Source organism: Raoultibacter phocaeensis, assembly GCF_901411515.1.
In the GTDB taxonomy this organism is placed as follows: Bacteria; Actinomycetota; Coriobacteriia; order Coriobacteriales; family Eggerthellaceae; genus Raoultibacter; species Raoultibacter phocaeensis.
This window is the reverse complement of the sequence record NZ_CABDUX010000001.1, coordinates 572,762-598,658: the sequence shown is the minus strand read 5'-3', so window position 1 is coordinate 598,658 and position 25,897 is coordinate 572,762. Positions and strand designations below refer to the sequence as shown.

Here is a 25,897-nt window from a genome sequence, read left to right as displayed (position 1 = left end):
CTGAAACGGTTGGCGTTATTGTAGCGCTAGTGGGCTTTCGCCTCCAGCTCGCGGCACATTTCGATGATATCTTGTTTCGAGTGGACGCCGAGCTTGCGGTATACGTTCTTGATATGGGTCTTCGCCGTGTTCTCGGAAACGCCGAGCGCGGCAGCTATGTCGGCGACTGATTGCCCCCTCGAAAGCAGCATGAGCACGTCGTGCTCGCGATCGGTCAGATCGTGTTCGTCCGCGAGCGTTGCGCAGGTAGCGGCGCGAAGCGATGCGGGGTCGGCTGCCGATTCAGACGAGCGATTGCGTGCAGAAGAAGCGTTCGGCGAGGTTCCCGGAATTCGGGCAGGGATTCCGCCGGGATCGACGGGCGGGACTGCGCGATTCGTAGCTAGTTCGTCTGCGCGGTCCGCTTCGTTGGCAGGCGTACCGGTCTCCTGTTCTGGCTTCTTCCGAAACACGAACAGGGCGATCATCGAAAGCAGGTAGAGCGATACGAGCGAAATCGCCGTGATCGACAGATCGCCCTCGGTAAGGGTTCTGCCGCCGAAGTACCCGAACGCTTTGCCGAGCGCGCCGGCAAGCGATGTCGTGCCGAGCGCGAGGCCGAAGCTCGTTGTGGCGCTGAGGTTATGACGGCGCGAGCTGTCGGCGGCAAGACACCACAGCACGATGCCCGCTGCGTACGATCCCGCGCCCACGAACGCGTTCACCACGCCGCCGAATCCGTTCCAGATGATGGGGAGCAGAAGAAAGCCTGTGGCCACGATGGGCAAGATGAGTTTGTAAATGTTCTCGAGCCGCATGTTCTGCTTGAAAAACGCGACAGGAGCAGCTAAAAGCAGCAGCACGACGGCACTGCTTCCGATGGAAAGCAGGCGCATCGTTTCGATCGATCCGTCGTACTGACCGGAAATCCAGGGCATGAGCCCGGTGAGGAACGCGAACACCGAGGTGCCGAAAATCGGTCGCCACAGCTCGCTTGTCACCGAACGCAATCGCGGCCCATCGAACGCGACCGACGAATGGTCGGGCAGCTTGATGAGTATCGCGGCAACGACGACGATGGCGACGATGGCCGAAACGACAATGGCAAGATCGGGAAGGAAGAACGTCACCCCGTAGAGGACGAGTGCTGCAGTCTGGCTCCCGAGTACGAACAGGTACGCGGGCCTCAAGGGAAGCGCTGCGCAGAGCCTCCCCCACGATATGCTGATGAGCACGTCTCCTACGCCGAGCAGCGCACCTGCGATCACGAGTTCGATGAGCGATCCGAAGGAAAGGTCTGCAAAGCTCGAAACCGATCCGAGTCCCGGCATCGCGAGAATGCCGACAATGAACAAAAGAGCGCCCACTTTGCCGAACTGCCGCTGTTTCGAGGCGCTTACCAGCGAAAAGAAAAAGCATCCGAAGTAGCCGAACCCCTTGCTGAGCAAGCTGACCGTCATAACGGCGACGGCGATTTCCTGCGAAGTGCCGAGCAGGCCGGGGAAGAGGATGGTGCCGTGGAAGCAGATGAGCTCCGCGAACAGAAACAACGAGAAGCCAGCGAGCCTGAGCGCCATCATGCGTCTGTCTCTTCCCGCTTGCTTTCGGTGCTACCTGCCCCAGTTCGCTCGCGTTCGACCCCGCCCGTGCTTTTGCGCTCGCTTTCGGCACTGCCTGTCTCATCGCGCTCCCACCTAACGCTACCTGCACCTTTCCTCATAAGCTCCACGGTGCCTACGAGTTCGGATCGGGAGTGCACATCAAAGCGGCGATAAATCTTCTGGGTGTGGTATTTGACAGTGCTCGCTGAAAGATAGAGGTCTTGGGCGATGCGGGGAATGGTGCGTCCTTCGATGAGCTGCATGAAGATCTGCCGTTCCTGATCGGTGAAGCGATATCGTTCGCTCAGGTCGGCAAGCGAGAGCGGGGCGCCTACCGTCTGTGCGGAACAGCCCGTTTGTGTCGGCAAGATTTCGTCGGCGGAGACTATGGAAGGCGTTGAAGGCGCGCCATGCGCGGTGAATTCGCTTCTTGAAGGCTCTCTGTCAGCAGTCGAGCTCGCTTCGCGATGAGCCTGCTGGCGCCCGAGGAAAGACGAGGCGGCGATGGCGATGAGGTACAGGCTTCCGAGTCCGATGAGGGCAACGCCCGCACCCGCTTCAGCAAGACGCGTGGCGAATGCCGATCCGAGCGCCATGCCCGCCAAAAGGCTCGTGAGCGTAATCGTGTCGCTCCCTGCGAACAGCGAAGACGAAGGTACGTCGGCGGCTCGTGCGATTTCGGCGATCGTGCACGAGAGAACGATGCCCGTGAGCATGTAGCCAGATGTGGCCAGAACGCCGGCAACTGGGGTGGGGATGGCGGAGACGAGTCCAGGCAGGATGAGGAAGCCGAGCGCAGAAAGCGGGAGCGCCACCTTGTAGCTGTTTTCGAGCTTGAGCGGCTGATGAAACGCGAGGGCGGGAATGAGCATGATGACGATGACGGCAGCTGAAATGCCGAGTACGAAGAACTGCATGCCCACCGGATCGAGCGGATCGGATGCGTGGCTAGCCACGGCGGTTACGAATCCGCTCAAGAACGCGAACACGCCCACTGCGAGAACGCCCTTCCAGAGAAACGGCGCAATACCGGTGATGTGCGAGCGGACGGTATGGCGATGCGTCGTTGTCGGCGGAAGCAGCGCCGTGCATCCGTTGCCGAGGACCATGCATGCGACAAGCGCGGGCACGAGAACTACAGGGGGCAGCAACAGCACGATTGTGCACAGTGCCGTTGCCACGGCATGACTCGAAAGAAGGAACAGGTAGCTTGTGCGGTACGCAAACGAGGGCAGCACGGTGAGCCAGATGAGTCCCATGATGCCTTGGGCTCCACCGAACAGCGCGCCTCCGAAGACCGTCGCTGCAAGGGCGAACGCGTCGAAAGCGTTGCCGAAGAGGGTGAGCGCGAGACCTGTACAGGATGCAAGCGTTGCGATGGCGGGTGCTCTGCGGCGGGAAAGCGGGTTGCGCCGTTTGCCCGAAGCAATGAGGGCGACGATGAGAAACGCGGCGATGCGTGCTGCGATCGACGCGTAGGCGAACGTTTCGGCTGCAGGTTCGCCGAGCCCTGCGCCTCCGACGAAGGCCGTACTCGAGTGGAACGCCAGAATTTCGGCGAACAGGTAGAGCGAAAAACCCGCGTAGGGGATCGAGATGGCTTGCTTCGTCATGCTGCTTGGTTGCTGCCGTTTTCGATGCGGCGCATATTCCCTCCTGTGGATGATGTTTCCATGATACTCGTGAAGCGGTGATTTCGCCATAAAGCGATGCTCACCCGTGTGGCGCAAACGAAATTGAGCCGTTTCGGGTGAGGCCGATACGGCGGTGCATCACGTTCGGTCGCTTCGGGGGATGACGCGCAACACGCTGCCGCCGTAGGCTTGTGCAGGCATCGGAAAGCGAATGGGAGGATGCGCAAGCAGACGGTCTCGCTTGAATCCGGTGCAGTACACCATCTATCCGAAAGGGGATATTCATGGAAGAGAAGAATCTATCACGCCGAGCGTTTCTAGGTCTCGGCGCGACGGCAGCCGTGGTTGCGGGCGCGGGGATTGCGGGCTGCTCGCCTGCTCCGAAAGCCGATTCGAGCGCGTCGGCTGGTTCGGGCGATGCGGCAGCTCCTGCTGCAGGTAGCGGCAACCCTACCGAATTTGTCCCGTCGTTCATGAACCCGCCCGAGCCGATCGACGAGTCGAAGGTCACCGAGACCATCGACGTCGACGTGTGCGTCGTGGGTCTCGGTTTGGCGGGGGTATGCGCCCTGCGTGAAGCGGCTGACAGCGGCGCGAAGGTCATCGGCATCGACAAGGGCCCCGATGTGGGCTACCGCTCGGGCGAGTTCGGCACGTTCGGCAGTGAAATCCACAAGCAGCTCGGCATCGAACAGCCCGAGACGCAGGAAGTCGTGAACGAGCTTATGAAGGTCATGGGCAACCGTCCGAACGCCCAGCTTTTGAACTACTGGATCGGCAATTCAGGTGCCGACCTCGATTGGTACATCGGTACCGCCGAGCACGAGCTTTTGACGAGCGACAGCGATGTTCCGACCGACCCCGAAAAGCCCTACGTGTTCCCCGAGCGCTGCCCCGTGAACGAGAACTACAACTGGCGCGAGGAGAACTACCCGTGCTTCCCCGGCATGGTGCACCTGCTTCCCGATCACGGTTGGGCTATGCACGGTACGCTCGAAGCCGCTCAGGCGTCGGGTGCCGAAGCCCGCTTCGACACGAAGGGCGAGCAGCTCATAAAAGAGGGCGACAAGGTCACAGGCGTGTACGCATCCGACGAGGATGGCAACATCATCCGCATCAACGCTGCCAAGGGCGTCGTGCTTTCCACGGGCGACATCTCAAGCGATACCGAAATGCTCACCTACTACGCGCCGCAGGCCACCAAGTACGGCGTGTTCTTCAGCTCGATGGACAAGAGCGGCAAACCCGTCAACACCGGCGACGGCCATAAGATGGCCTTGTGGGCGGGTGCCGTCATGGAAGACGGTCCGTATGCACCCATGACCCACAGCCTCGGCACCAACTCCATCGGCATCGATCCGTACCTTATGGTGAACAAGCTGGGCCAGCGTTTCGCGAACGAAGATGTGGGAGCCCAGGAGCTGCAGAACCAGATCAAGCGCCAGAAGGACGGCGTGACCTACCAGATCTTCGATAGCAGGTGGCCCGAGCAGCTGCAGTACATGCCTCAGTGCTTCGGCGGTGTGACCCACTACGTGCCGCCTGAGGAAGAGGAGCAGTACGCGCACGCCATCAGCCACTTTGCGGCAGGCTACGCATCCGACAGTTACTTCCAAGGCGAGATCGAGGCCGGTTCGATCATCCCGGCCGATTCGATCGAAGAGCTCGCCGGCAAGATCGAGGTTCCGGCCGATGCGCTCAAGGCGACGGTCGAGCGCTACAACGAGCTCGCCCATAAGGGCGTCGACGAGGACTTCTCGAAGGTATCGAGCCGCCTGTTCCCCATCGAGGAAGGCCCGTTCTACGCGGTTCCCTTCGGAGATTCGGGTATGCTCGTACTCATCGGCGGCATCGATTGCGACCCCGATCTGCATGCGCTCGACGCCGAGAAGAACCCGGTACCTGGTCTCTACGTTGCAGGCAACACGATGGGCGGCCGTTTCCTCGTGGACTATCCCGTCACGGTAGCCGGCGCCAGCCATTCGATGGCCATGTCGTTCGGCCGCCTTGCCGGCCGTAATGCCGCAGCAGGCAAGTAACCAGCGAACGCTTGCCGGTTGCAGCGAAGCGGGCGGCTCGCGAGCCTTCACATGCTCGTCAACTGCAGTATCCTCGGTAGGCAGACAGACGGTAAAGAGCGGCGCCCCAGCCTTGTGGCTGAGGCGCCGCTTGGTTTCAGGCTCGTGAGCCTGCACTGGGCGCGAAGCGCGCAGGGCAATAAACCACCCGCTATGCGGGTGCGCGTCGAAGGTTTCACCCTTGCAAACCAAACGACCGCCGACCAGGGATAAGATGCAAGTGTTCAAGTCGCATCCGACCTGGAAGGGCGGTCATTATGGCAAACAAGGCGCAAAGCCTGTCGCACACGAAGTGGCTGTGCAAGTACCATATCGTGTTCACACCGAAGTATAGGCGCAAAATCATCTACAACCAATACCGGGATTCGCTGGGCGAGATATTCCGGCAGCTCTGCAGGTACAAGGGGGTCGAGATAATCGAGGGCCACCTGATGCCGGACCACGTGCATATGCTGGTCAGCATCCCGCCCAAGCTGGCAGTGTCGAGCTTCATGGGGTACCCCAAGGGCAAGAGCGCGCTCATGATGTTCGACAAGCACGCGAACCTGAAGTACAAGTTCGGCAACCGGCACTTCTGGGCCGAGGGCTACTACGTGTCGACGGTCGGGCTGAACGAGGCCACGATAGCCAAGTACATCAGGGAGCAGGAAGCCCACGACATCGCGCTGGACAAGCTCAGCGTCAAGGAGTACGAGGACCCCTTCAAGAAGGGGTAGCCTCCGAGAACCCCCTTCGGGGGTAGCCGGGTAGTACGAGCGCCGCTTCAAGCGGCTGCGACGAGTCAAAGGCGATGCGGCTTGAACGAAGTGAAAGGCGGCGCCTTTAGACGCTGCCGGCAGCCCTTGGCCTTATAGGCCCTGTGCAAACCACCCCTTGGAGGGGTGGTTCATGATTTTCCGAAAACATCCGCCCGTAGCTCGCGAAGGGGAATCCGTCATGTGAACATCAAAGACTTTCTCATGGCTCAAGAATGGCATTTCTAGATAATGCACCTGTTCAGCATGCGTTCACAAGAGTAGAATACGAGCACCCTATACAATCGAGGAGGTGAAATGCAATGAAAACGATCGAGAGCCAAGTGTATGCGTTCTCAAAGAACAACGAGCCATGCGCTACGGTGCAACCCGGCGAGGTACTGAAATTCAAGACGCTCGATTGCTTCTCCAACAAGATCACGGGGGAGGATGTGACTATGGCCGACTTGGATTATGGCTACGACGTTGCGAACCCTGCGGCCGGTCCTGTGTTCGTCGAAGGTGCCGAGGTCGGCGATGTGCTCGTGGTGGACATCTACGACATCGAGGTTGCCAGCGAGGGAACCATCTCGACGGACGATCACTGCGGCCCGCTGTTTGAAACGACGGGATACCGTACTAAAAAGATCACGATCTCGGATGGCATGGCGGATTTCAACGGAGTGAAATTCCCCATAGATCCGATGATCGGGGTTATCGGCACGGCACCCGACGGCGACGATGTCATCGACGGCTACGTGGGCAACCACGGCGGCAACATGGACAACAAGCTCATCACGAAGGGCGCGCGGCTGTATTTCCCCGTGCGGGTGCCCGGCGCGCTTCTGCAGATGGGCGATGTGCACGCCACCATGGGCGATGGAGAAGTGTGCGGAACCGGCATCGAGATTCCCGCGTGCATTACCGTGCGCGTGCAGCTCGTCAAGGACTTCGAGCTCAACTGGCCCGTGCTCGAAACGCATGATCGCTGGTACGTGAACGCGTGCGCACAGGAGTACAACGAAGCGCTCGTCAACGCGAGCAAAGAACTGCAGCGCCTGCTCATGCGCGTTACGGGCTGGGACGGTGTTGAAACGTACATGTACATGTCGGTACAAAGCGACGTTGAGGTCAGCCAAGGGTGCAAACCGTGCGAGGTTCCGCTGAGCCTGCGCTTCGGAACGCCCAAGCTGCCGCAGTTCCCGCCGCTCGTAGTGCAACCGTAATCCCCTCGAGAAAGATACGACAATGGAAGAAAAGCAACCGTCGAAGGCTCAGGGTTCTCAAGGCGAGAACATCGAGCAATTCGGCTATAAACAAGAGCTTCGTCGCGGTATGACCCTGCGCGATGTCGTTTTGTACGGCGTGCTGTTCATGGTCATCATCGCGCCGCAATCGATTTACGGCGAGATCCAAATCGCCTCGGGCGGCATGACGCCGCTCGTCTACATCGTGGGCTTCGTCGCCATCAGCTTCACGGCGCTCAGCTATCTGCGCATGTCAAACCGGTTTCCCATCGCGGGTTCCGTGTACTCCTACGTGCAGCGCGGCGTCAATCCGCATGTGGGATTTATCGCAGGGTGGCTCATCCTGCTCGACTACGTGTTCGTGCCTTCGCTCCTGCTGGTCATGGTGGCCAACTGGGGCGTTGCGCTTGTGCCGGGCAGTCCGTGGTATCTGTGGGTCGTCGTGTTCGTGGTGTTCAACACGTTTGTGAACATCCGCGGCATATCGATGACGAAGGGCGTCGACTGGGTCATCTTCATCGTCGAGATCCTCGCCGTCATCGCATTCATCGCCATTGGCACGAGCTTCGTGCTCGGAGGCGGTGGTGCGGGCCAGCTCACGCTTGACCCGATCTACCAACCGGGTAAGGTCGATGCACACTTCATCGCGACGGCGGTATCCATCGCCTGCCTTTCGTTCCTCGGATTCGACGGCATGTCGACGCTTGCCGAGGAAACGGTGAAGCCTGAGAAGACCATCGGCAAGGGCATCATCATCGCGCTGTGCATCATGGTGGTTGTGTTCGTTGCGCAAACGTATGTGGCGGCGCTCATTCAGCCCGACGTTTCGCAGGTCAGTGCCGAGATGGGCTTCTTCGATGCCGCCTTGCTCGCCGGTGGTCCGCTGCTTCAGAAAGTGCTTCTGGTGGTCAACATCGTCGCCGTGGGCATCGCGAACATCATGAACGCGCAGCTGGCCTCTTCGCGCCTTCTGTACTCCATGGGCCGCGACGGCGTGATTCCGCGCTTCTTCGGCAAGGTGCATCCTAAGTTCCGCACGCCGTGGATCGCCTCCATCGCGCTCGGCTGCATATCGCTCATCCTCCCGATCTTCCTCGATATGACCACGCTCGTGGCGTTCGTGAACTTCGGGGCGCTCTCGTCGTTCATCCTGTTGAATTTCGCGGTGTTCCTGTTCTTCTTCGTGAAGGAGAAGAAGCGAAGTTCGTTCGGCGATTACGTGAAGTACCTGATCTGCCCGTGGCTGGGCATCTTCATCCTCGTGTACGTGTTCACGGGCTTCGATCTGCAAACGTACGCCGTCGGCGTTTCGTGGCTGGTGGTCGGCCTCATCATCGGGGCAGTGAAGTCGAAGGGCTACAAAGAAGTGCCCGAGGCGTTCAAGCACCTCGAGGTGTAGGCGGCCAGAAGTCCGAAGCGGCGCATTGAGAGCTGCCGCTTGGACGGAAAGCTGTTCGTTCGTCCGAAGTTTCTTGGTAAAGCAGGGCCTTGCCGCGGTTGGCCGAATGCGATGCGTTTGCGTTCGGCGGCCGGGCTGGGCCCTTTGCACGTCCTGACTTGCCGCAGAGGGCGCTGTCGATAAACCGCCCGCTCGAGGACACCGGCATCCCGCCCAAACCGTCATAGGGGTGAGCAAAGCCTATCCCTAAACGCTTGCTGGCAAACCCTGCTTGGGCCGTTCTCGCGAGCCGATAGGCTGGTCCGTGCTTTCGCTGAGCGCGAAGTGAGGTATGCTATCCCGTGCACGATTCGAGCGGAAGTGAGGCGGACATGATCAACGAGACTATGTACGATTTGGGTAGCGAGCCGTCGGCGATACGCGAGCTGTTCGCGTACGGGCTGGCGCGCAAGGCCGAAATCGGCGCGGACAAGGTGTTCGATTTCAGCTTGGGCAACCCGAGCATTCCTGCGCCCCCCGTCGTCAAACAGGCGATCCTCGAGCTTTTGGGTGAGCCGCCCGTTGCGCTTCACGGCTACACGCCTGCACAGGGAACGCCCGGCGTGCGCACGGCCATCGCAGAGTCCATCAACCGACGCTTCGGCATGAAGGCGACGGCTGCCAACATCTACATGACTGCCGGTGCGGCGGCATCGCTCGACATTTCCCTTACCGCGATCGCCAACGAGGGCGACGAATTCATCGTGATCGCGCCGTACTTTCCCGAGTACCGCATCTGGATCGAGGCGGCGGGCTGCACGTGCGTCGAGGTCATGGCCCGCATATCCGATTTCCAGATAGACGTTGAGGCTGTCAAGGCGGCCATCGCGCCGAAGACCAAGGGCATTATCGTCAACTCGCCCAACAATCCGGTCGGCTCGGTGTATTCCGAAGAGAACCTGTGCGCCCTTGCCGACGTGCTGCGCGCTAAACAGGAAGAGCACGGCAGCAGCATATACGTGATTTGCGACGAGCCGTACCGCGAAATCGTGTACGAGGGCGTTGAGGTGCCCTACATCCCCGCGCTCTACGACAACACGATCGTGTGCTATTCGTACTCGAAATCGTTGAGCTTGCCCGGCGAGCGCATCGGCTACCTCTACATACCCGAACGCATGCCCGAATGGGAGCGTGTCTATGCGGCCGTGTGCGGAGCGGGCCGTGCGCTCGGCTTCGTGTGCGCGCCGTCGCTGTTCCAAGGTGTGATCGAGAAGTGCGTCGATGCTCCGACCGACGTTGCCGCCTACGCCGAGAACCGCGAGCTTCTATGCCGCGGTCTGACGGAGCTCGGCTACGAGTACGTCGAGCCCCAAGGCGCGTTCTACCTGTGGGTGAAGGCTCTCGAGGCCGATGAGCAGGCGTTCGCCGAGCGCGCGAAGGCTCTCGAGCTTTTGCTCGTGCCGTCGACGAGCTTCGGTAGCACGGGGTATGTGCGTATCGGCTACTGCGTCGATAAGGCCACCATCGAGAATTCTATGCCGGCGTTCAAGGCGCTAATGGAATCGTATCAGAAGTAGGTTGTCGGTACATCGAGGCGGGCTTCTCGGGCGTTCTATAAAAGCCCGATCAGCTCGTCAACGGATTCTTCCCTCGTCGCCCAGCTTGTGGCGAAGCGCACGACGGTGCGGCCGTCTTCGAGCGTCTCCCAAAAGCCGAACGATGCATGCGCTCCGATGCGCTGTTTCGTAGCTTCGTCGAGTACGACGAACTGCTGGTTGGTGGGGGAGTCGATATAGAGTTCGTAGCCCGCATCGACGAACGCTTGCTTGAGCTTCATGGCCAGGTCGATCGCGTGTTGCGAAATCTCGAGGTAGCGGTTCTCGGCAAGCAGCGTCTCGAACTGGATGCCGAGCATGCGTCCCTTCGCGAGCAGCGCGCCGTGCTGTTTCATGAGCGTGAAAAAGCCCTTCGCAAGCTCGGGCTTGGTGAACACAACCGCTTCGCCGAACAGTGCCCCCACTTTCGTGCCGCCGAGGTAGAACACATCGCTGAGCCGCGCGATATCCTCAAGCGTCGCGTCGGCGCCTTCCGCGGTAAGCCCGTAGCCAAGCCGTGCTCCGTCGAGGAACAGCGGCAGCCCGAACGCATGCGCGGTATCGGAGAGCGCTTCGAGCTCGGCAAGCGAGTAGATCGTACCGTATTCGGTGGGGTGCGAGATATACACGGCTCCCGGTGCCACCATGTGTTCGTGGTTCTCATCGCCGAAAAACGTTTCGCACCACGCGCGTACGGCGGCTGCGTCGATCTTGCCGAGCGTGTGGGGCAGGCAGAGCACCTTATGGCCGCCCGCTTCGATGGCCCCGGCCTCATGCGAAGCGATGTGTCCGGTATCGGCGGCGATGATGCCCTGCGTGCGTCCGAGCAGCGCATCGACGATGGTGGCGTTGGTCTGCGTGCCGCCCACAAGGAAGAAAACCTCGGCTTCGGGGCAATCGCATGCCTTTCGCACGAGTGCACGGGCTCGTTCGCAGTACGCATCGGTTCCGTAACCGGGTGTCTGGTCGAAGTTCGTTTCCATCAGGCGTTCGAGGATCGCGGGGTGTGCGCCCTCCATGTAATCGCTATCGAAATGCAGCATGGGATCAGTGGCCTTTCGTCGGTTCGCGTGTGTTGTATGCATTATAGGGCAAGGCGGCTCGTTTGCCTCAAGCTGCTTTGCGCGACCATTCGCTGAGCGGCTGTCTACGACGTATACTGCTTCATATAGTCAAGAATTTCCTGGCGCGAATGCAGCCCGGTTTTTGCGTAGATGCGTTTGATGTGGGCGTGCGCCGTGCCCTGGCTGATGTAGAGCTCTTCGGCCACGCGCTTCTGCGTGAACCCGAGCGCGTACAGCGTAAGCACCTCGATTTCGCGCTCGGACAGCAAAAACTGCTTGCCCATCTCTTCGGCATTGTGTTCCATGGTGGCCTGGCGCATGTCGGAGAGGCTCTCGTTGTTGTCGAGGCCCATGAACTTGACCAGCGCGCTGTGGCGCGAAGCAACCTTTTCCTGTTCGTCTTCGTTTTCCCGTTTGGCGATGTAGATGAATTGGACGAACACCGATTGGGCGGAAACGACGATCAACGCCCCCATAAGCGTTGCGATAAGCGAGTCGTTCATCGAGAGCGGGTACATCTCAATCAGAACGATACGGGCGATGGCTCTGCTGCCAAGCCAGACGAGCCAGCACGCGATGGCGTAGTAGTACGGATCGCGCCAACCGTAGCTCATGAACGCAACGACGGCATACCAGGTGAAGCCGACCATCATGGCGTTGAGCGTCGTGGTGAACAGGGCCCCGATATCGAGGCTTTCGGGAAACGCCGTGTAGGCGATCAGGGCCAAACAGGCGAGTGTTTGCATGATGATCCAAATTCCGATCGTCATGACCTGTCCTTTACCCCGTACGACAAGGACGATGATTGCGGCAGAAAGCGCCATGGTGAGCACCATATAGGCGATGCGCGTCGCTGGTTCAAACGCGATGGGCGCACCATCGGGATAGCCGCGTAGCAAGCCGATGACGATCGACAGCAGCCCGATGCCGATACCGGTAACGGCGAGAAACTGCTTGTTCGATATCAGGGTTTTTGCAAAGCCGAAGTAATCGTGTGCTTTGGTATCGGGGGGAGCAAGCAAAAGCTTGCTGCGGTTTCTCGAGACAACGATGCAGGGGTACTGGGCGACGACGAACAGCGCGCCGACGGTATATGCGACCGCATGAGGCAGCAGCGCGCAGAGGTATATGATAATCTCGCTGAGAAATAGCGCGGCGAACACGTATACGGCGGTGATGGTCGTTGTTGAGCCGCGCGCACGGCGAAGCCAGTAGTACAAGGCGAGCGATCCGAAAAGCGTGCAACCCGCACAGAGGGCGAGTTTGATCCCATCGTTATGGATGGCGAAGAACTCCATGCCCGTTAAGCCGACAAGCGCCACCGCTTCGAGGGCGACGCTTGCCGCCATGAGGGTGCCGACTTGCTTCTTGGTGTATTTGGTTTTGCGGACAGCGGAAACAGCCCATGAGATGCCCAGAAAGAAAAGCGCGATGAGCATGCCGCCGTCGGTGAACACGCCTTCATCGGTTTGCGTATAGCTGCCGTAGCTCGCCACGATGAGCCCCGAGCGGGCGAATGCGAGCCCAAGCACGAACGGCCACAGCGGAAGATATGTTTTGAAGAAGTCGGCGAGGCCGCTTTTTCTCGGAGTATCGCGAATGGTATCCTCGTGCATTCGTTCTGCCAAAATTCCTCCCATTTCATTTGGCTGAGCGGCCAGCGCTTGCATCCCCGCAAGGCTGGCAAGCATTCATTGTAGTGCGCCGTGCATGCGCAGCTTTGTGCGCACCTACATTGTGGCTGAACTGTTTATACAGGTAGTTACCGTGTTAGTAAACCAGAAAGGTTCAAAATATCCTCAAAGAGGGGATGGTGGTTTTGCTCGCTTGGACATCATGGAAGTATAGAAACGAATGAGAAAGCGAGGTGCGCGTGTCGGAGAGAAACGTGTATATCGAACCCGTCGAGCGGGCGGTCATTCGCACTGCCGACGTCTATCAAACCGAAAGCGAGATCGGGACGACTGGCTATTCAGACACGCTGCTTTCGGTAGTGGCTACGTTCAGCAACAGCGGTGCGCCCGACGGGTTCAACGCGCAATGCATGGTCGGCAAGTCGAAGCGCGGGGAAGTTGCCATGCGCTTGTTTGCCGTTGTCGATCCGGACGAAGAGGCGTTCGTGCGGGTAGGGTTCAAATCGCGCGGCTGCCTTGCCATGACGGCGTGCGCGAGTACGGTGTGCTCGATGCTCGAGGGCAAAACGCTCGATGAGGCGCTTGCCATCACGGGCGAGGACATCAAAGGCGCTCTCGACGGTGTGCCATGGGATCGCATCCATACGGTGTATTTCGCCATAGAGGGCATTCGAGCCCTGGTCGGAGACTATCTGATTCGTCAAGGCGCAGGGATTGATGACCTCGATCGGCGCGTTTTGTGCGATACGTGCAGTGTTGGATGCATCATGACCGAGCATTGTTCGCTGCGCGACGGGCGCATCGAGCTTCGGTTCGGGCGAGCGGCGGGATAGGATCGGTATGGAAGAAGAATTCACGGACGAGAACGCTTCGGCGAACAACGCTGGGTGCGAATTCGAGGATGCCGTCTGCAACGATGAGGACGCATTGCCTTTCGAGGAAACCGAATTCACTCCTGAAGAGATTGCGGCTTTCGAAGCCGCCGATGATCGGGAAGCGCTTGCCGCGGTGTTCGCGGATGTGCGAGAGGCTTCGGCAGACGGCCGGCTGGTTGCTCCCGAGGATTGGGTGCAGGCGGGGCTGGTGCCCGACCATAGGGAGCCTGATGAATTCGAGATGCTCGTGTACGAGTACCTCGAAGGGCATCGGGCCGAAGAACCTGTGAAGCCTACCGAGCCCGAGCCGGTGTACCGTACCGCAACGCGTGCCGTAGGGGTTCCCCGAATGTCTGGGCCGGTTGGTGGCGAAGACGAGTCCGCTTCGCCCGATGGTATGATTCCCCTTGTTGAAGAAGCTGAATCCGGATCGTCTGATTTCGCCATTTCCGATACGGATGGGGATGAGCCTACCCCGAGCGATGTTGTTGTTCCCTATTCGGATAACCCTGAATCCACCCAGACCGATGTTGCCGCCCCCAATTCAAGCGATCCCGAGCTCGCCCTGTCCGATTTCGCAATCCCCGAAGGCTTTGAACTGGTAGAGTTGGAGGGCGAGCTGACGCTTGTGCCGATCGACGAAGAAGACGCTGCCGATGCACTCGCCTGCGACGATATCGCCGTGCTCGTAGGCAAGCGAAGCTATTATCTCTATTCGAGAGACATTATGACCGACCGCTACGCTCACTGGGCGTTTCTCGCGCGTGAAGACGACCGCATTGTCACCTTTGTCGAATGCGTGCGCGAAGAGGCTCGCACCTATCCACGCCCCATGTCGATCGATGGTTTGAAGAACGAACCGTTCAGCATGAGCGACGAGGAAATCGAAGAAACGTGGAACGCCATCCGCGAATCGGGTGCGTACCCCGACATCGAAACCACGGTAGCCTCGAACGGCGATGTGTTCTTCTACTCGACCGAGTACCTGAGCTCCGCCTATGCCGCTTCGCTTGCCGAATGGCATGCCGTCGAGCGGGGGATGTACCTGTAGACTCCAGTCTCACCGCTCTTGCTGCTCCTGGGACCCCTGCGTGCCTGGCGGTAAACTGTAGGATGCGGGTGTAAATCTGCCGAGTCGGTCGGCAGCAGTTCCGCCGCTGTGCTCCTGGATTCCCTAAATCGGGCACAAAATTGGAGGTTTGACAAAACAGTATTACCTTACGCATACTGCATCTGATACTGACTAAAAATGACCAGGCATTATAATGCTTGGTGATCTGAAACTAAAATGCATGGTATTCCCTAATTGTCAAACCTCTAATTTTGTGCCGAAATTCGAGACGACGGGAACAGAGAAGGGTGAAATGCGTGCGATATGCCTCGTGCCCATGTCTAGGAAATGCGGCGATTGACGCGTGAACGGTGCGCTCGCCCGATGTCAAGGTGCCAAAGCGTAGGGATGCTTCCTCGGGCCCGCGTGTAATCTGGCCGCAGGAAGGGTTTGAAGCGGTGTGACGGATTGCAGATTTTGAACAGCATCGCAGGGTCGGTGTTGGTTTCCGTATACTGATGCCGTAACCTGACGAGGAGGTATACATGACACGGCTTAGGCGAACGGTTCGCGATGCGATATACGGTGTTGCGGTGGGCGATGCGCTCGGGGTGCCGGTTGAATTCAAGGCGCGCGACAGCTATCGCATCGAGGGCATGATCGGCGGCGGCACGTACGGAAAGCCCGCGGGAACGTTCTCCGACGATACGAGCCTCACGCTTGCGACGGCCAACAGCATCCGCATCTGCGGCGGCATCGATGTCGATGACATGCGCGAGCGGTACCGAGCGTGGTTGTTCGACGGAGCCTATGTGGTTGACGGCGACGTGTTCGATGTTGGCCGCACGACAGCAGAAGCGCTTCGCGAGGGGCGGGGGCTCGATGGCGAGCGCGACAACGGCAACGGCTCGCTCATGCGCGCAGTGCCGCTTGCCTTCGTCGATGGTATCACCGATGCGCAGATCGAGGCGGTTTCGGCGATCACCCATGCCCATGCGATTGCGAAACACGCCTGCGTCATTTACGTGCGGCTTGCGCAGCGCCTGCTCGCGGGTGCATCGGTTGGCGAAGCGATTGCCGAGCCTGTCGAAGGCAGGCCGTTCGAGCGCCTATCGGGTATCGCCTCCTTCTCGCGCGACGAAATCAGCTCGACCGGATACGTGGTCGATACGCTCGAAGCAGCGCTCTGGAGCCTCGCAACCACCGATAGCTTCGAGGATGCGGTGCTCGCCGCAGTAAATCTTGGCGACGACACCGATACGGTCGGTGCCGTCACGGGCGGGTTGGCAGGCATCGTCTACGGCTACGATGCCATACCACGCGCATGGATCGGCGCATTGCGCGGGCGCGGCATCATGGAGGCGTGCTTGTTCTAGGCACCCGAAGACCCCCGCACATGCGAGGGTCTTCGGGTGGCCGCAGAGGGATGCGGCTCGAATCGGTTTACGGCAGCGTTTCTGCCGTCGCATGAGCGCCGACGCGCGAAACGCCCTGGGGGTCGACGCCTGCCGCCTTGTATCCCTGCATGCGAAACGCCGAGAGCTTCTTACGGAAGCAGCCCGAGCGAATCGAGGTCTTCCTTCACATCGGTCATGCCGTAGCTTTCGAGGCATTCGGCTGTGGGGCATCCGAGCGTCTCATCCCAACCGAATTTTCCGTACACCATAGAAAGCGCGGTCTGGAAGTCGTCGCGGTCGATTTTGATCGTGCCTTCGGTGAAGGGCTCGAAATCGGGATCGTGATCGAACACCCAATCGGTAATGCGATCGTGGTCGTTGCGCAGATCGTTGTTGCCCATCGTGCCGTCCGCCTTCGTCATGCCGCGTACGGTGTTGGCGCGCTGGAGCGTCATGATGCGTGCACCCGCCTGGTACAAATCGTCGGTCGTGACGTCTTCGCCTGTGACAGCCTTGTAGAACTTCGCCTCCAAATCGAGGTCACCGCGGTAATCGCGCTGTTTGGTGGGGCTCATGGTCATCGGCCATACCCAGTTGCACAGCGTGAGCGAGTCGTGCAACACGTCGGTGACGATAGACCACCAGCAGAAATTCGCCTTGTGGTCGTTCATGGGGGTGTAATTCTTGTCGGGGTCGATTGCATCGGCACCGCCCCATACCTCTTCGGCAATCTGCTGTTTGAGTTCGAAGGGAAGCCCGCAGCCTTGGAAGTTCACGGCGGAGTGAATCATGTCGTCGCGGTTGAACATCATGTTGTACACGCCGCCTACCTGGCCAAAGCATTCGGTCGCATGATGTACGGGCCAGCCGCGGTAATTGATGAGCGCACTCGGCTTCTGATTGAACCAATCGGCATCGTCCCAGCGCTCGGCCCAAACGTAAGGACCGTACGCGAGGTACGCGATCTCCGAATCGTTCTGCGCGATCTTGTTGAGAACCTCGACCATGATGGTGGGATCGTCTTCGTAGATGCGGTTCCAGTCGAAGAGCGCCTTTTCCTCTTCGGGCAGTACGCGGTCGAAGACGCCTGCGCTGATGCAGTGGGCGAAGTCGCGCCAGAGCTGCGCGTAGTTGCACCACAGGCCCAGCTCGTCGATCGTCGTGCCGATGAGCGTGTTCCAGAGGATGCCCGATTCGGTGTCTTCCTTGATATCGGTTTTAAGGATGCCGTTCATGTACTTGAAGGGGAAGTTTGCGGCACAGGTGTTGCCGGCGGTCGCCTTGCCGCCGAGCTCGGCGGTGCGGTCGATGCGCAGATCCGAATAGCAGTGGATCGGGCAGCTGTGGCAGCCGTTCATCTTGACGGTGTACTTTTCGGCAACCTCGCCGAGGTCGTAGACCGATTTCATGCAGCGGTAGCCCACGGTGTTGAGCTCGCCCGGTTTCGGCTCGCCGACGTCGATGGCTCCTCCCTCTGCGATGCCCCAGGTGAGGCCCTTGCGCGCAGACCAACGAGAGCCCTTGTCGTAGTATTCGGCCCACTCCTGTTGGGTTTGCGGCACGACGTGGTTGTTGTTCGAGCCGATAACCTCGCGCAGCATGTAGTCGGACAAGTCGGCAACCGCTTGCGGATCGGCCACGTTCACCGAACCGTCTCCCTCGACGACGAGCGCCTTGCACATCTTCGAGCCCATGACGGCTCCCACGCCCGCGCCGCCCGAGTGGTTGCGCGAGTTGATGATGCACGAGTACGGTAGGAGGTTCTCGCCTGCGGGCCCAATGGTTGCAACGCAGGCTTTCGTGCTTTCTTTGCGGCTCAGCGCCTCGGTTGCCTCGCGCGTGCCCATGCCCCACACGTCGGAAGCGTCTTTGATCTCGACCTTCTCGTTTTTGATGTTGAGGTACACCGGGTGATCCGATGCTCCCTCGACCACGATCGCATCGTAGCCGGCGAGCTTGATCTTCGCACCGATCATGCCGCCGCAATGGGCGTCGACGATGAGGTGATCTTTCGTGAATGTGGACAACGAGCAGATGGTTGTGCGCCCTGCCAGCGGCACGCCCGATGCTGTCAGGGGCCCGACGGCGAATACGATCTTGTTCTCGGGCGACAAAGGATCGGTTCCAGCGGGCACTTCGTCGTACATGATCTTGTTGGCGAGGCCCATGCCCCCGATGTAGAGCTTATACGGATCGGTCGGCTCGGTGGAAATAGATCCTGTGCTCAAATTGACGCGCAGTATCTTTCCGGCCCATCCGTACGATTTCTGGTCAGCCATGGTGTTATCTCCAAATCTCTTGGGTCCTGTGTTGTGTGAAGGACATGCGAGATATTGGGCAGCATGGACGAAAAATCGTCGTCTGCGAGTATGCGATCCGGGCGAAAGCGCGTATCCCCTCTTTGAGGGTAATTCCCATGATCTGCGACTTTACTCTCAAAGAGGGTAATGGCATCCCGCGCGGGCGGGCAGAATGCTTGGTGTTGTGTGAGGGTGCTGTGCGAGTTTCAAGGGAGGAAAGGGCCCCGGATACGGGCCGTACCAACGAAGTAGAACTCACAGACGAGTACGTGAGGGGAGAAAGAAACTATGTCAGATACCAATCTGCACGATCAGGTTTCACCGCAGCAGACGCCCGATTCCGAGGCTCTGCCTGAAACCGATGGCTCGAATGCGAAGCCGCGCAAAACGGTGACCCGCCGACAAGTTCTTGCGATGGCGGGATGCGGCGTTGCCGGTCTCGTTGTCGGAGGCGTCCTGGCCACCTGGGGCGTGACATCCGAATCGATTGCGTCGGGACGCGTGACCATCCGCACCACTCCAACCAAGATGATCGTCACCGACCGCGCCCGCTGCTCGGGCTGCCAGCGTTGCGAGATGATGTGCACGCTCAAGAACGACGGGCGCGTATGCCAGAGCATCGCCCGCGTTCGCGTCTGGCCGAACTACAATTACGGCCACGGTGTCGACACGAAAGACGGCGCATTCGAAAACTGCCAGTTCACCATCGAGAGCTGCAAGCAGTGCGCCGATCCGCAATGCATGAACTACTGTCCCGTCCATGCGATTTACTGTGACGAAGAATCGGGCGCGCGCGTCGTTGATTCCGAGCGTTGCATCGGCTGCGGAATGTGCCATGCGGCATGTCCGTGGAACATGCCGGTCGTCGATTCCGAAACGGGTAAATCGACGAAGTGCATCTCGTGCGGCCGCTGCGCCGAGCAGTGTCCCAACGGCGCTATCAAGTTCATCGACTGGAAAGACATCGCCGACGAAGTTATCGCCCAGGGCGTGGTTTCGACGGCGACCATCGTATAGAGACGCAACGATACGCTGCAAGGTTTTGAAGAAAGGACGGACGAATGATTGAGGACGAGGACATCTTCTCGATCATGTCGAAATGCTTCGCTCCGATCGACGAGCGCGAATGGCAGGCGCTGACGAAGAGCACGACCTGGTCGGGCTTTCTCGACGGTGCGCGTCGCGCGATGCAGGATGAAAAGCTGCTCGGTTGCGCGCACGGTACGATTCAGCGCGTCGGCAGACGCTGCCCGCTGCAGGATTTCCTTTCGGCAGGCGAGGTGAAGGCGCTGTACGCGCCGCCGACGTTTGCCGAGAAGGAGCGCTTCGCTGCTCGCCATTTCACGGGCGGTTTGCCCGAGTCGGCCGTTCCGGTGGAATCGCTGTACGTCCGGTGGTCTCACGACGAAGCTGCCCGCACCCCGTTTTCCCGTACAACGGGTCTCTACCAAGGAGATTCGGCTCTGTACATGGGAGATTTGATCGGGCGGCTGGGCCTTGAGCTTCCGAAGCGGTTTTCCGCCTGCCCGGACCATTTGGCGCTCGAACTCGATCTCGTGGCGGTGCTTTTGCGGTCGGGCATGAGAGACGAAGCGCGCCAGTACTTGTCCGAGCGATTCGAATGGCTGACCGCCTACCGTATAAGGCTCTTGAGCCTTGAAGACGATACGAGTTTCTACGTGGGGCTTGTAGACGTGCTCTTGGGAATCAGGGCCCAGCAGGGAGCGGTTTCGCCGATTCCAAACCATATGCAGGGTATAGAAGGGAAACAGTTATGTCAGAAAACGCAGTGACCAGGCGAAGCTTCCTGGCCGGCAGTGCGGGTGCGGTGGCGCTCGTCGCAGGTGCCGGATACCTGAGCTTCGATGCCTGGGGACAGGCGCATGCTGAAGAGTCTGAAGCGCACGGTCAAACGACCACGGCGCACTCGCTCTGCAACGCCTGCTCCACAAAATGCGGGTTCACGGCTTATGTTACGGATGGGCGGTTGTCGAGGTTGATCGGCGATCAGGATCACCCTTATGCGCAGGGCAAGCTCTGCGCCCGCGGATACGGGTATTCGCAGATCGCCTATTCCGAGGACCGTCTGACCGACCCGCTCAAAAAAACGGAGGACGGCTCCTTCGAAGCCATTTCATGGGATCAGGCGTACAGTGAAATCGCCGATCGCGTGAAGTCCATCATCGATGCCGACGGCCCCGGCGCCCTCGCCATGGTGCAGGATCCGCGCCCGTCGGGCAAGTACTACACGAAACGGTTCATCAACGCGCTTGGCTCGCCGAATTTCTACACCCACGGAGCCGCGTGCAACCTGTCGAAAGAAAGCGGCTTCACCCAAGTCATCGGCAAGGGGAACTACGAATCGGATATCGAGAACACCGATATGGTCATGTTCATCGGGCGCAGTTACGCCGATGCCATCCGTCCGAGTTCTGTGATGGCGCTCCAGAAGGCGCATGAGCGCGGAGCCAAGGTCGTCATCGTCGATCCGCGCTGCAACAACACCCGCATTTTCGCTGACGAATGGGTGCCCATCAATCCGGGGACCGATCTCGCGCTCGTACTTGCGATGTCGCAGGTGCTCGTGCGTGAGGGGCGCTACGACAAGGAGTTCGTAGCGGCGAATGTCGACGGGTTCGATGAATGGGCTGCTCAGATCGTCGAGCATACGCCCGAGTGGGCCGAGGGTATCACGGGCATTCCGGCGAACACCATCACGCGGCTTGCATTCGAGTTCGCAAATGCCGCCCCGGCTGCTTCCATCGAGCCGAGCTGGCGCGGTGCCTTCGGATGCGCTTACGAGAATTCCGGCGAGACGGCACGCGCCATCTGCGTGTTCAACACGCTTCTGGGATGCTGGAACCAAAAGGGAGGTGCGCTGTTTACGCCGAGCGTTTCGGCAGGCGATCTCGACGAGGCGAAGTTCCCGGCAGTGCCCAAGCCCGAGGGCAAGCAGCTCGGCGCCGCAGAATATCCGCTTGCCCTTACGAGCATGGGTTCGAACCTCTATGCCGCCCAACAGGCGAAAGAAGGCACAGTCAAAGGCATGTTCTTCTACAACTCGAACATGGCTGCGGGATATTCGAACACCGCGTATCTGGCCGAAGCGCTTGAGAACCTCGAACTCTGCGTCGTCGTCGACGTGCAGATGTCGGAAACCGCTCTGCTCGCCGATTACGTGCTGCCCGAGTGCAGCTACCTCGAGCGTATGGAGCTGCCCGAATTCATCGGCGGCATCGTTCCTGCCGTTGCCTTGCGCGACCAGGTGATCGAAAAGGTGCATCCGAACACGAAGACGTCCGACGAGATATTCTCCGAACTCGCCGAGGCATGTGGCGTGGGACAGTACTTCGACTTCACGGTTGAAGAGCTCGCCGAGGCGCAGCTTGAAACCGTCGGCCTTTCGCTCGACGCTCTGAAAACCACCGGAGTCGCCTATTTCCCGGACAAAGAGTTCTCGTACGGCAAGGTACCCGAGTGGAAGACGCCGACCGGTAAGATCCAGTTTACGAGCGAGGCGGCAACGGCGGCAGGTTTGTCAGCTGCACCCGTGTGGGTGGAACCCGCCGTCATGCCCTCGGGCAACGAACTTAGGCTTATCGGCGGCAAGCAGGCCATCCACAGCCATACGCAAACGGCGAACATCGAAGATCTCATGCAGATCACGAAGGATTACGACCTTACGCGCGTATGGATTAACGCCGACGTCGCTGAAAAACTCGGGATTGCCGACGGTGACGAGGTGGAGGTTTCGAACGAGAAGCACACGGGACGCTGCCGTGCGAAGGTAACGCAGCGCATCAACCCGACGGCGCTCTACATGCCGAGCCATTACGGATGCTCGTCTCCCGACCAGCATACGGCGTACGAGGTCGGCCTTCGCCAGATGGACTTCGTGCCCTTCAGGATTGAGACTGCATACGGAGCGGCTTGTACGCAAGAAGCCCTCGTATCGGTGAAGAAAGTAGGTGCATGATGGCCCGCTACGGAATGCTGATCAACACCAAGAAATGCATCGGCTGCTACGCGTGCCGTGTAGCGTGTCAGCGGCAGAACAGCCTCGAGTCCGAGCAGGCGTTCATCCGCTACGAAGAACGCGAGGCGGGCACGTATCCGAACGTGTCGATCGAGACGGTGCCGTTGCAGTGTATGCATTGCGAGGATGCGCCGTGCGTGTCGGTGTGCCCGACGGGCGCTGCGTACCAAGGACCTGACGGCATCGTGGGCGTCGATCACGGGCGTTGCATCGGGTGCAAGTACTGCATGGCCGCGTGCCCGTACCAGGTGCGCGTGCACAGCCACACAACGGGGACGGTCGACAAGTGCCGCTTCTGCGTGGTGAGCTCGGCGGAATCGGGGACGAAGATGTCGACGTGCGTCGATGCGTGCCTGACCGATGCGCGCATCTTCGGCGATCTCGACGATCCCGATAGCGATATATCCAAGGCAATCGTGAGAGAGAACGCCCAGCCAATCGCGGGCAGCCTCACGAAGGCCAAAGTCTTTTATGTGAGGTGATGAGCGATGTCTTTCGAACCTGTATGGGGTGCCATCATCGCGTGGTACCTGTTCTTGGCGGGTCTCGGCGGCGGCGCGTTCGCCACCTCGGCCTTTTTGGGATGGAAGCACCCTGAAGCGGTGAACATGCGCAAGATCGCGCATATCATCGCGCCTATTGTGGTGATCATCGGTTTGTGCCTGCTCATGGTTGATGCCGAGGGCGGCTTGCATAATCCGCTGCGCTTCGCGCTCTTGCTCACGAACTTCGGATCGGTGATGACGTGGGGCGTCGTGTTTCTCGCGGGCTTCGTCGTCATCTCGCTTGTGGCTGTGCTGCTCGATTTCCTCAAGCGCTCGATTCCGGTGTGGCTCGACATCGTGGGCACGGTGTTCGCGGTGTGCGTGGCCATCTACACGGGCGTGCTGTTGGGTGTCTGCAAGACGTTTCCCTTGTGGAACAACGCGCTTCTGCCGATCCTGTTTCTCGTGTCGGCTATGTCGGCCGGTGCGGCGGCGGTTCTGCTCATAGCGGTGTTTCGCCATGCCGACGAGTTCAACATGGTGGGCGTTCTCAAGAAGTTCCACTTCTGCTTTCCGATCATCGAGCTTGTGCTGCTTGCCTCGCTCATGTTTATCACGTCGTTCAACTCCGAGGCCGGTTGGAATTCGGTCATGAACCTGCTTGTGGGCCAGTACGCGCTGCCGTTCTGGATCGGGCTCGTGCTCGTGGGCCTTGTAATTCCGACTTTGCTCGAGACGTGGCTCTTGTTCTTCTCGCCCCGCGAGTTCGAGGAGAGTCGCAAGGCGCACTACCTGTCGGCCGCGTCCGATGTGGGCGTGCTCGTGGGCGGTTTCCTACTGCGCTTCTTGATCGTGGTGGGCGCGGTGCCGGTTACGATCGTCGTGCCGATGATGCTGTAGGTCGTTTGCCGTTTCCGGGGCGATGCCGCTTGAGCGGCGTTGCCCCCGGCGGTTCGGCCGGGCAGCTGCCGCGATGTCGCCCCAGCAGATTTTGCGGCGGCGCTTGCGGTTCCCTCATCGTCACGCAAACGGTGGGAGAATCCGAGGGCGCTGCAGACGACGAGGCTTGCACCTTGGGGATTCGGATTACGGCTGTTCGACCGCGCTGCGGGCGCTGGGGCCGCAGTTGCGGAGCGAGTCCGCGTTGCAGCCGTCCGCCTACGTTGCGAGCGGATTCGGAAGTGAATCCACAGCGCAGGTGCAAGCGCTTTCGAGCGAGCAACTCCTACCATAAATTTCCAAATCCGAAAAATTTTTAGTACAAAATGACGTTTGCGAACGGTTATTTCACTCGAATCCAGATCAGAGAAAAGGGAAGAAAAGAAACGTCCCAGTTCGTAATCAAGTACAATCGACTATTCTGAAAAAAGATCATTCGCAAACGTCATTTTGTACTAAAACGATGCCGCTAATTTGCAAAACTGCTGTACCATGCAGGTATGGCTATCGTTCTCAGTCACATATCGGCACTTGAGTACTGGCTTTCGGTTCGCAGTCAGTCGAGGAGCTTTGTTGCGGTATCTCACGCGAAATCGCTGATTGCGCAGCCGCCCGGTTCGCATGAGGAGAAAGCACTGGGCCCGTGGTGGATTTCACGGCCGTTGCATGTGCTCGTTTCGCAGGCAGCGCTTCGTCGCCATTCGAAAGAGTACGTCTGCCATATTTGGGGGACTGCGCTTCCGAAAGGCATGGTGCTCGACACGCGAAACGGGTTTTACGTGTGTTCCCCTGAGCTATGCTTCCTTCAGATGGCATCGCGCCTCTCACTCATTGAGCTTATCCAGCTCGGCTTCGAACTGTGCGGCATATACGATCTCTTATCCGAAGGCGATGATATTCCGAGATGCGCACCGCTCACTACGGTAGCTAAGCTTATTTCATCCATCGAGAATATGCCGCATGCAGCGTGTCGGAAAAAAGCGTTGAGGGCAGTGCGCTACATTGTGGAAAACTCAGCTTCGCCAAAGGAGACGGAGCTGGTGATGCTTTTGTGCTTGCCGTACAAACTCGGGGGGTATGGAATTAAGGCACCTCTGCTTAACCATAGGATCAAGGTAACAAAAACCGGCAAGAGGTTCACATCGAATGATTTCTTCGAGGTGGACCTCTACTGGCCCGAAAGCCGTTTGATCGGCGAATACGATAGCGACAAGTACCATAAAGGCGAGCGCAAGAAAACAAAGGACACGGCACGCCGCAATGCGCTTGAAGCGATGGGGTATACCGTAGTGAACGTAACATTCGACCTGCTTAAAAGCAGGGAAGCGACAGATGAAGCCGCAAACGCGTTTTCTCAGCTTACCGGGCATCAGTTACGTTACGACGAAGGCAGTTTTGTGAACGCGCGCAGCCGTTTGAGGACGGAATTGTTTAGCGGAAGGCGATACGGCCTGCCTGTTGCCGTATGACAAGGGAAAACTGAGAGTCGCTAGTCTACGATGGAAAATGGAGAAACACCTAGTCCACCCGCCTCCGGGTTGCTTTCTTCTCGCTGGTCAACCGTTTGTCCTGGAGCCGTTTCTCTTTTGCGCGGCGGGGGATGCGGGTTTGCTTGCGGATCTTCGGTGGTCGGGCTTTGCGCTCGAAGATGGTGCGAAGCTTCGAGAGGCAGAGCTGGCGATTGCGGAACTGACTGCGCGATTCGCGTGAAGTGACGGTGACACCCGTGGGCAGGTGCTTCATGCGCACGGCCGAATCAGTGGTGTTGACGCCCTGGCCGCCTGGGCCAGTAGCACGGAACACCGATACCTCGCAATCGCGGGCGATTTCGTCAAGCGATTGCTGCGCGAAGGCAGCATAATCGCGGTAT

The 25,897-nt window shown here is 59.4% G+C and carries 19 protein-coding genes and 1 pseudogene; 14 read left to right on the top strand and 6 right to left on the bottom strand.

The genetic code is table 11. The features are described from left to right. Positions 1 to 26 precede the first annotated feature (26 nt). Both FJE54_RS02375 and FJE54_RS02370 read right to left on the bottom strand, forming a co-directional pair. Positions 27 to 1,559: a LuxR C-terminal-related transcriptional regulator gene (locus FJE54_RS02375; RefSeq protein ID WP_139651155.1), complete on the bottom strand. Its 1,533-nt coding sequence runs from the start codon at positions 1,557 to 1,559 to the stop codon at positions 27 to 29. Next, a complete protein-coding gene (locus FJE54_RS02370; RefSeq protein ID WP_180326511.1) occupies positions 1,556 to 3,193 on the bottom strand; it encodes a helix-turn-helix transcriptional regulator in 1,638 nt (545 codons plus the stop codon). The genes FJE54_RS02375 and FJE54_RS02370 overlap by 4 nt, the downstream gene beginning before the upstream one ends. 305 nt (positions 3,194 to 3,498) lie before the next feature. Between FJE54_RS02370 and FJE54_RS02365 the strand changes: the two genes are divergently transcribed. From FJE54_RS02365 to FJE54_RS02345, 5 genes are all read left to right on the top strand, one after another. Further along, the gene (locus tag FJE54_RS02365) at positions 3,499 to 5,253 is read left to right on the top strand and encodes an FAD-dependent oxidoreductase (RefSeq protein WP_139651151.1); all 1,755 of its coding nucleotides are present in this window, start codon (positions 3,499 to 3,501) and stop codon (positions 5,251 to 5,253) included. 296 nt (positions 5,254 to 5,549) lie between these two features. Continuing rightward, positions 5,550 to 6,008 (top strand): IS200/IS605 family transposase, encoded by a 459-nt coding sequence (tnpA, locus tag FJE54_RS02360; protein ID WP_139650811.1) that lies wholly within the window; start codon positions 5,550 to 5,552, stop codon positions 6,006 to 6,008. A 341-nt stretch (positions 6,009 to 6,349) separates the two neighbouring features. Beyond that, positions 6,350 to 7,252 carry an acetamidase/formamidase family protein gene (locus FJE54_RS02355; protein WP_139651149.1) on the top strand — a complete coding sequence of 301 codons (903 nt, stop codon included), beginning with the start codon at positions 6,350 to 6,352 and terminating at the stop codon, positions 7,250 to 7,252. A 22-nt stretch (positions 7,253 to 7,274) separates the two neighbouring features. After that, positions 7,275 to 8,672 (top strand): APC family permease, encoded by a 1,398-nt coding sequence (locus FJE54_RS02350; protein WP_139651147.1) that lies wholly within the window; start codon positions 7,275 to 7,277, stop codon positions 8,670 to 8,672. Between the two features lie 371 nt (positions 8,673 to 9,043). Continuing rightward, the gene (locus FJE54_RS02345; protein ID WP_139651145.1) at positions 9,044 to 10,228 is read left to right on the top strand and encodes a pyridoxal phosphate-dependent aminotransferase; all 1,185 of its coding nucleotides are present in this window, start codon (positions 9,044 to 9,046) and stop codon (positions 10,226 to 10,228) included. A 35-nt stretch (positions 10,229 to 10,263) separates the two neighbouring features. Here the strand turns inward: FJE54_RS02345 and FJE54_RS02340 are convergent, their stop codons facing one another. After that, the gene (locus FJE54_RS02340) at positions 10,264 to 11,289 is read right to left on the bottom strand and encodes a threonine aldolase family protein (protein WP_139651143.1); all 1,026 of its coding nucleotides are present in this window, start codon (positions 11,287 to 11,289) and stop codon (positions 10,264 to 10,266) included. 104 nt (positions 11,290 to 11,393) lie between these two features. Further along, a complete protein-coding gene (locus FJE54_RS02335; protein ID WP_255467176.1) occupies positions 11,394 to 12,938 on the bottom strand; it encodes a helix-turn-helix transcriptional regulator in 1,545 nt (514 codons plus the stop codon). Positions 12,939 to 13,198: 260 nt separating this feature from the next. Here FJE54_RS02335 and FJE54_RS02330 point away from each other — a divergent pair, with 260 nt between their 5' ends. The 3 genes from FJE54_RS02330 to FJE54_RS02320 all read left to right on the top strand — a co-directional run bounded on the left by FJE54_RS02330 (position 13,199) and on the right by FJE54_RS02320 (position 16,246). Continuing rightward, entirely contained in the window at positions 13,199 to 13,777 is a 579-nt protein-coding gene (locus FJE54_RS02330; RefSeq protein WP_255467175.1) for an iron-sulfur cluster assembly scaffold protein, read from the top strand. Positions 13,778 to 13,784: 7 nt separating this feature from the next. Next, entirely contained in the window at positions 13,785 to 14,870 is a 1,086-nt protein-coding gene (locus tag FJE54_RS02325; protein ID WP_139651138.1) for a YdhW C-terminal domain-containing protein, read from the top strand. Positions 14,871 to 15,415: 545 nt separating this feature from the next. Beyond that, positions 15,416 to 16,246, top strand: a complete 831-nt coding sequence (locus tag FJE54_RS02320) for an ADP-ribosylglycohydrolase family protein (protein ID WP_139651136.1) — start codon at positions 15,416 to 15,418, stop codon at positions 16,244 to 16,246. Positions 16,247 to 16,416: 170 nt separating this feature from the next. On the opposite strand, the gene FJE54_RS02315 is transcribed toward FJE54_RS02320, so the two are convergent. After that, entirely contained in the window at positions 16,417 to 18,546 is a 2,130-nt protein-coding gene (locus FJE54_RS02315) for an aldehyde ferredoxin oxidoreductase (protein WP_139651134.1), read from the bottom strand. A gap of 309 nt (positions 18,547 to 18,855) precedes the next feature. Here FJE54_RS02315 and FJE54_RS02310 point away from each other — a divergent pair, with 309 nt between their 5' ends. The 6 genes from FJE54_RS02310 (at position 18,856) to FJE54_RS02285 (ending at position 25,496) form a co-directional block, all read left to right on the top strand. Beyond that, on the top strand, positions 18,856 to 19,584 hold the full coding sequence (locus tag FJE54_RS02310) for a ferredoxin-like protein (protein WP_139651132.1): 729 nt from the start codon (positions 18,856 to 18,858) through the stop codon (positions 19,582 to 19,584). 44 nt (positions 19,585 to 19,628) lie between these two features. Then, the gene (locus FJE54_RS02305; protein WP_255467174.1) at positions 19,629 to 20,360 is read left to right on the top strand and encodes a molecular chaperone TorD family protein; all 732 of its coding nucleotides are present in this window, start codon (positions 19,629 to 19,631) and stop codon (positions 20,358 to 20,360) included. After that, positions 20,342 to 22,543 (top strand): molybdopterin-containing oxidoreductase family protein, encoded by a 2,202-nt coding sequence (locus tag FJE54_RS02300; RefSeq protein ID WP_139651130.1) that lies wholly within the window; start codon positions 20,342 to 20,344, stop codon positions 22,541 to 22,543. Before FJE54_RS02305 ends, FJE54_RS02300 begins: the two co-directional genes overlap by 19 nt. Then, positions 22,543 to 23,085: a 4Fe-4S dicluster domain-containing protein gene (locus FJE54_RS02295; protein WP_139652180.1), complete on the top strand. Its 543-nt coding sequence runs from the start codon at positions 22,543 to 22,545 to the stop codon at positions 23,083 to 23,085. Before FJE54_RS02300 ends, FJE54_RS02295 begins: the two co-directional genes overlap by 1 nt. Before the next feature lie 6 nt (positions 23,086 to 23,091). After that, complete coding sequence (nrfD, locus tag FJE54_RS02290) at positions 23,092 to 23,988, top strand: NrfD/PsrC family molybdoenzyme membrane anchor subunit (RefSeq protein WP_139651128.1); 897 nt, start codon at positions 23,092 to 23,094, stop codon at positions 23,986 to 23,988. Between the two features lie 848 nt (positions 23,989 to 24,836). Continuing rightward, positions 24,837 to 25,496: a putative endonuclease domain-containing protein gene (locus tag FJE54_RS02285; protein ID WP_139651126.1), complete on the top strand. Its 660-nt coding sequence runs from the start codon at positions 24,837 to 24,839 to the stop codon at positions 25,494 to 25,496. A gap of 49 nt (positions 25,497 to 25,545) precedes the next feature. Here the strand turns inward: FJE54_RS02285 and FJE54_RS02280 are convergent. Beyond that, positions 25,546 to 25,839 (bottom strand): annotated as a pseudogene (locus tag FJE54_RS02280) (peptide chain release factor-like protein); the annotation flags it as partial. Positions 25,840 to 25,897: the final 58 nt, after the last annotated feature.

Excerpts from the sequence above, each read along its gene's own strand:
- FJE54_RS02375 (WP_139651155.1), bottom strand. The coding sequence starts at position 1,559 with ATGATGGCGCTCAGGCTCGCTGGCTTCTCGTTGTTTCTGTTCGCGGAG.
- FJE54_RS02370 (WP_180326511.1), bottom strand. The coding sequence starts at position 3,193 with ATGACGAAGCAAGCCATCTCGATCCCCTACGCGGGTTTTTCGCTCTAC.
- FJE54_RS02365 (WP_139651151.1), top strand. The coding sequence starts at position 3,499 with ATGGAAGAGAAGAATCTATCACGCCGAGCGTTTCTAGGTCTCGGCGCG.
- tnpA (WP_139650811.1), top strand. The coding sequence starts at position 5,550 with ATGGCAAACAAGGCGCAAAGCCTGTCGCACACGAAGTGGCTGTGCAAG.
- FJE54_RS02355 (WP_139651149.1), top strand. The coding sequence starts at position 6,350 with ATGAAAACGATCGAGAGCCAAGTGTATGCGTTCTCAAAGAACAACGAG.
- FJE54_RS02350 (WP_139651147.1), top strand. The coding sequence starts at position 7,275 with ATGGAAGAAAAGCAACCGTCGAAGGCTCAGGGTTCTCAAGGCGAGAAC.
- FJE54_RS02345 (WP_139651145.1), top strand. The coding sequence starts at position 9,044 with ATGATCAACGAGACTATGTACGATTTGGGTAGCGAGCCGTCGGCGATA.
- FJE54_RS02340 (WP_139651143.1), bottom strand. The coding sequence starts at position 11,289 with ATGCTGCATTTCGATAGCGATTACATGGAGGGCGCACACCCCGCGATC.
- FJE54_RS02325 (WP_139651138.1), top strand. The coding sequence starts at position 13,785 with ATGGAAGAAGAATTCACGGACGAGAACGCTTCGGCGAACAACGCTGGG.
- FJE54_RS02320 (WP_139651136.1), top strand. The coding sequence starts at position 15,416 with ATGACACGGCTTAGGCGAACGGTTCGCGATGCGATATACGGTGTTGCG.
- FJE54_RS02315 (WP_139651134.1), bottom strand. The coding sequence starts at position 18,546 with ATGGCTGACCAGAAATCGTACGGATGGGCCGGAAAGATACTGCGCGTC.
- FJE54_RS02310 (WP_139651132.1), top strand. The coding sequence starts at position 18,856 with ATGTCAGATACCAATCTGCACGATCAGGTTTCACCGCAGCAGACGCCC.
- FJE54_RS02305 (WP_255467174.1), top strand. The coding sequence starts at position 19,629 with ATGATTGAGGACGAGGACATCTTCTCGATCATGTCGAAATGCTTCGCT.
- FJE54_RS02300 (WP_139651130.1), top strand. The coding sequence starts at position 20,342 with ATGTCAGAAAACGCAGTGACCAGGCGAAGCTTCCTGGCCGGCAGTGCG.
- FJE54_RS02295 (WP_139652180.1), top strand. The coding sequence starts at position 22,543 with ATGGCCCGCTACGGAATGCTGATCAACACCAAGAAATGCATCGGCTGC.
- nrfD (WP_139651128.1), top strand. The coding sequence starts at position 23,092 with ATGTCTTTCGAACCTGTATGGGGTGCCATCATCGCGTGGTACCTGTTC.
- FJE54_RS02285 (WP_139651126.1), top strand. The coding sequence starts at position 24,837 with ATGGCATCGCGCCTCTCACTCATTGAGCTTATCCAGCTCGGCTTCGAA.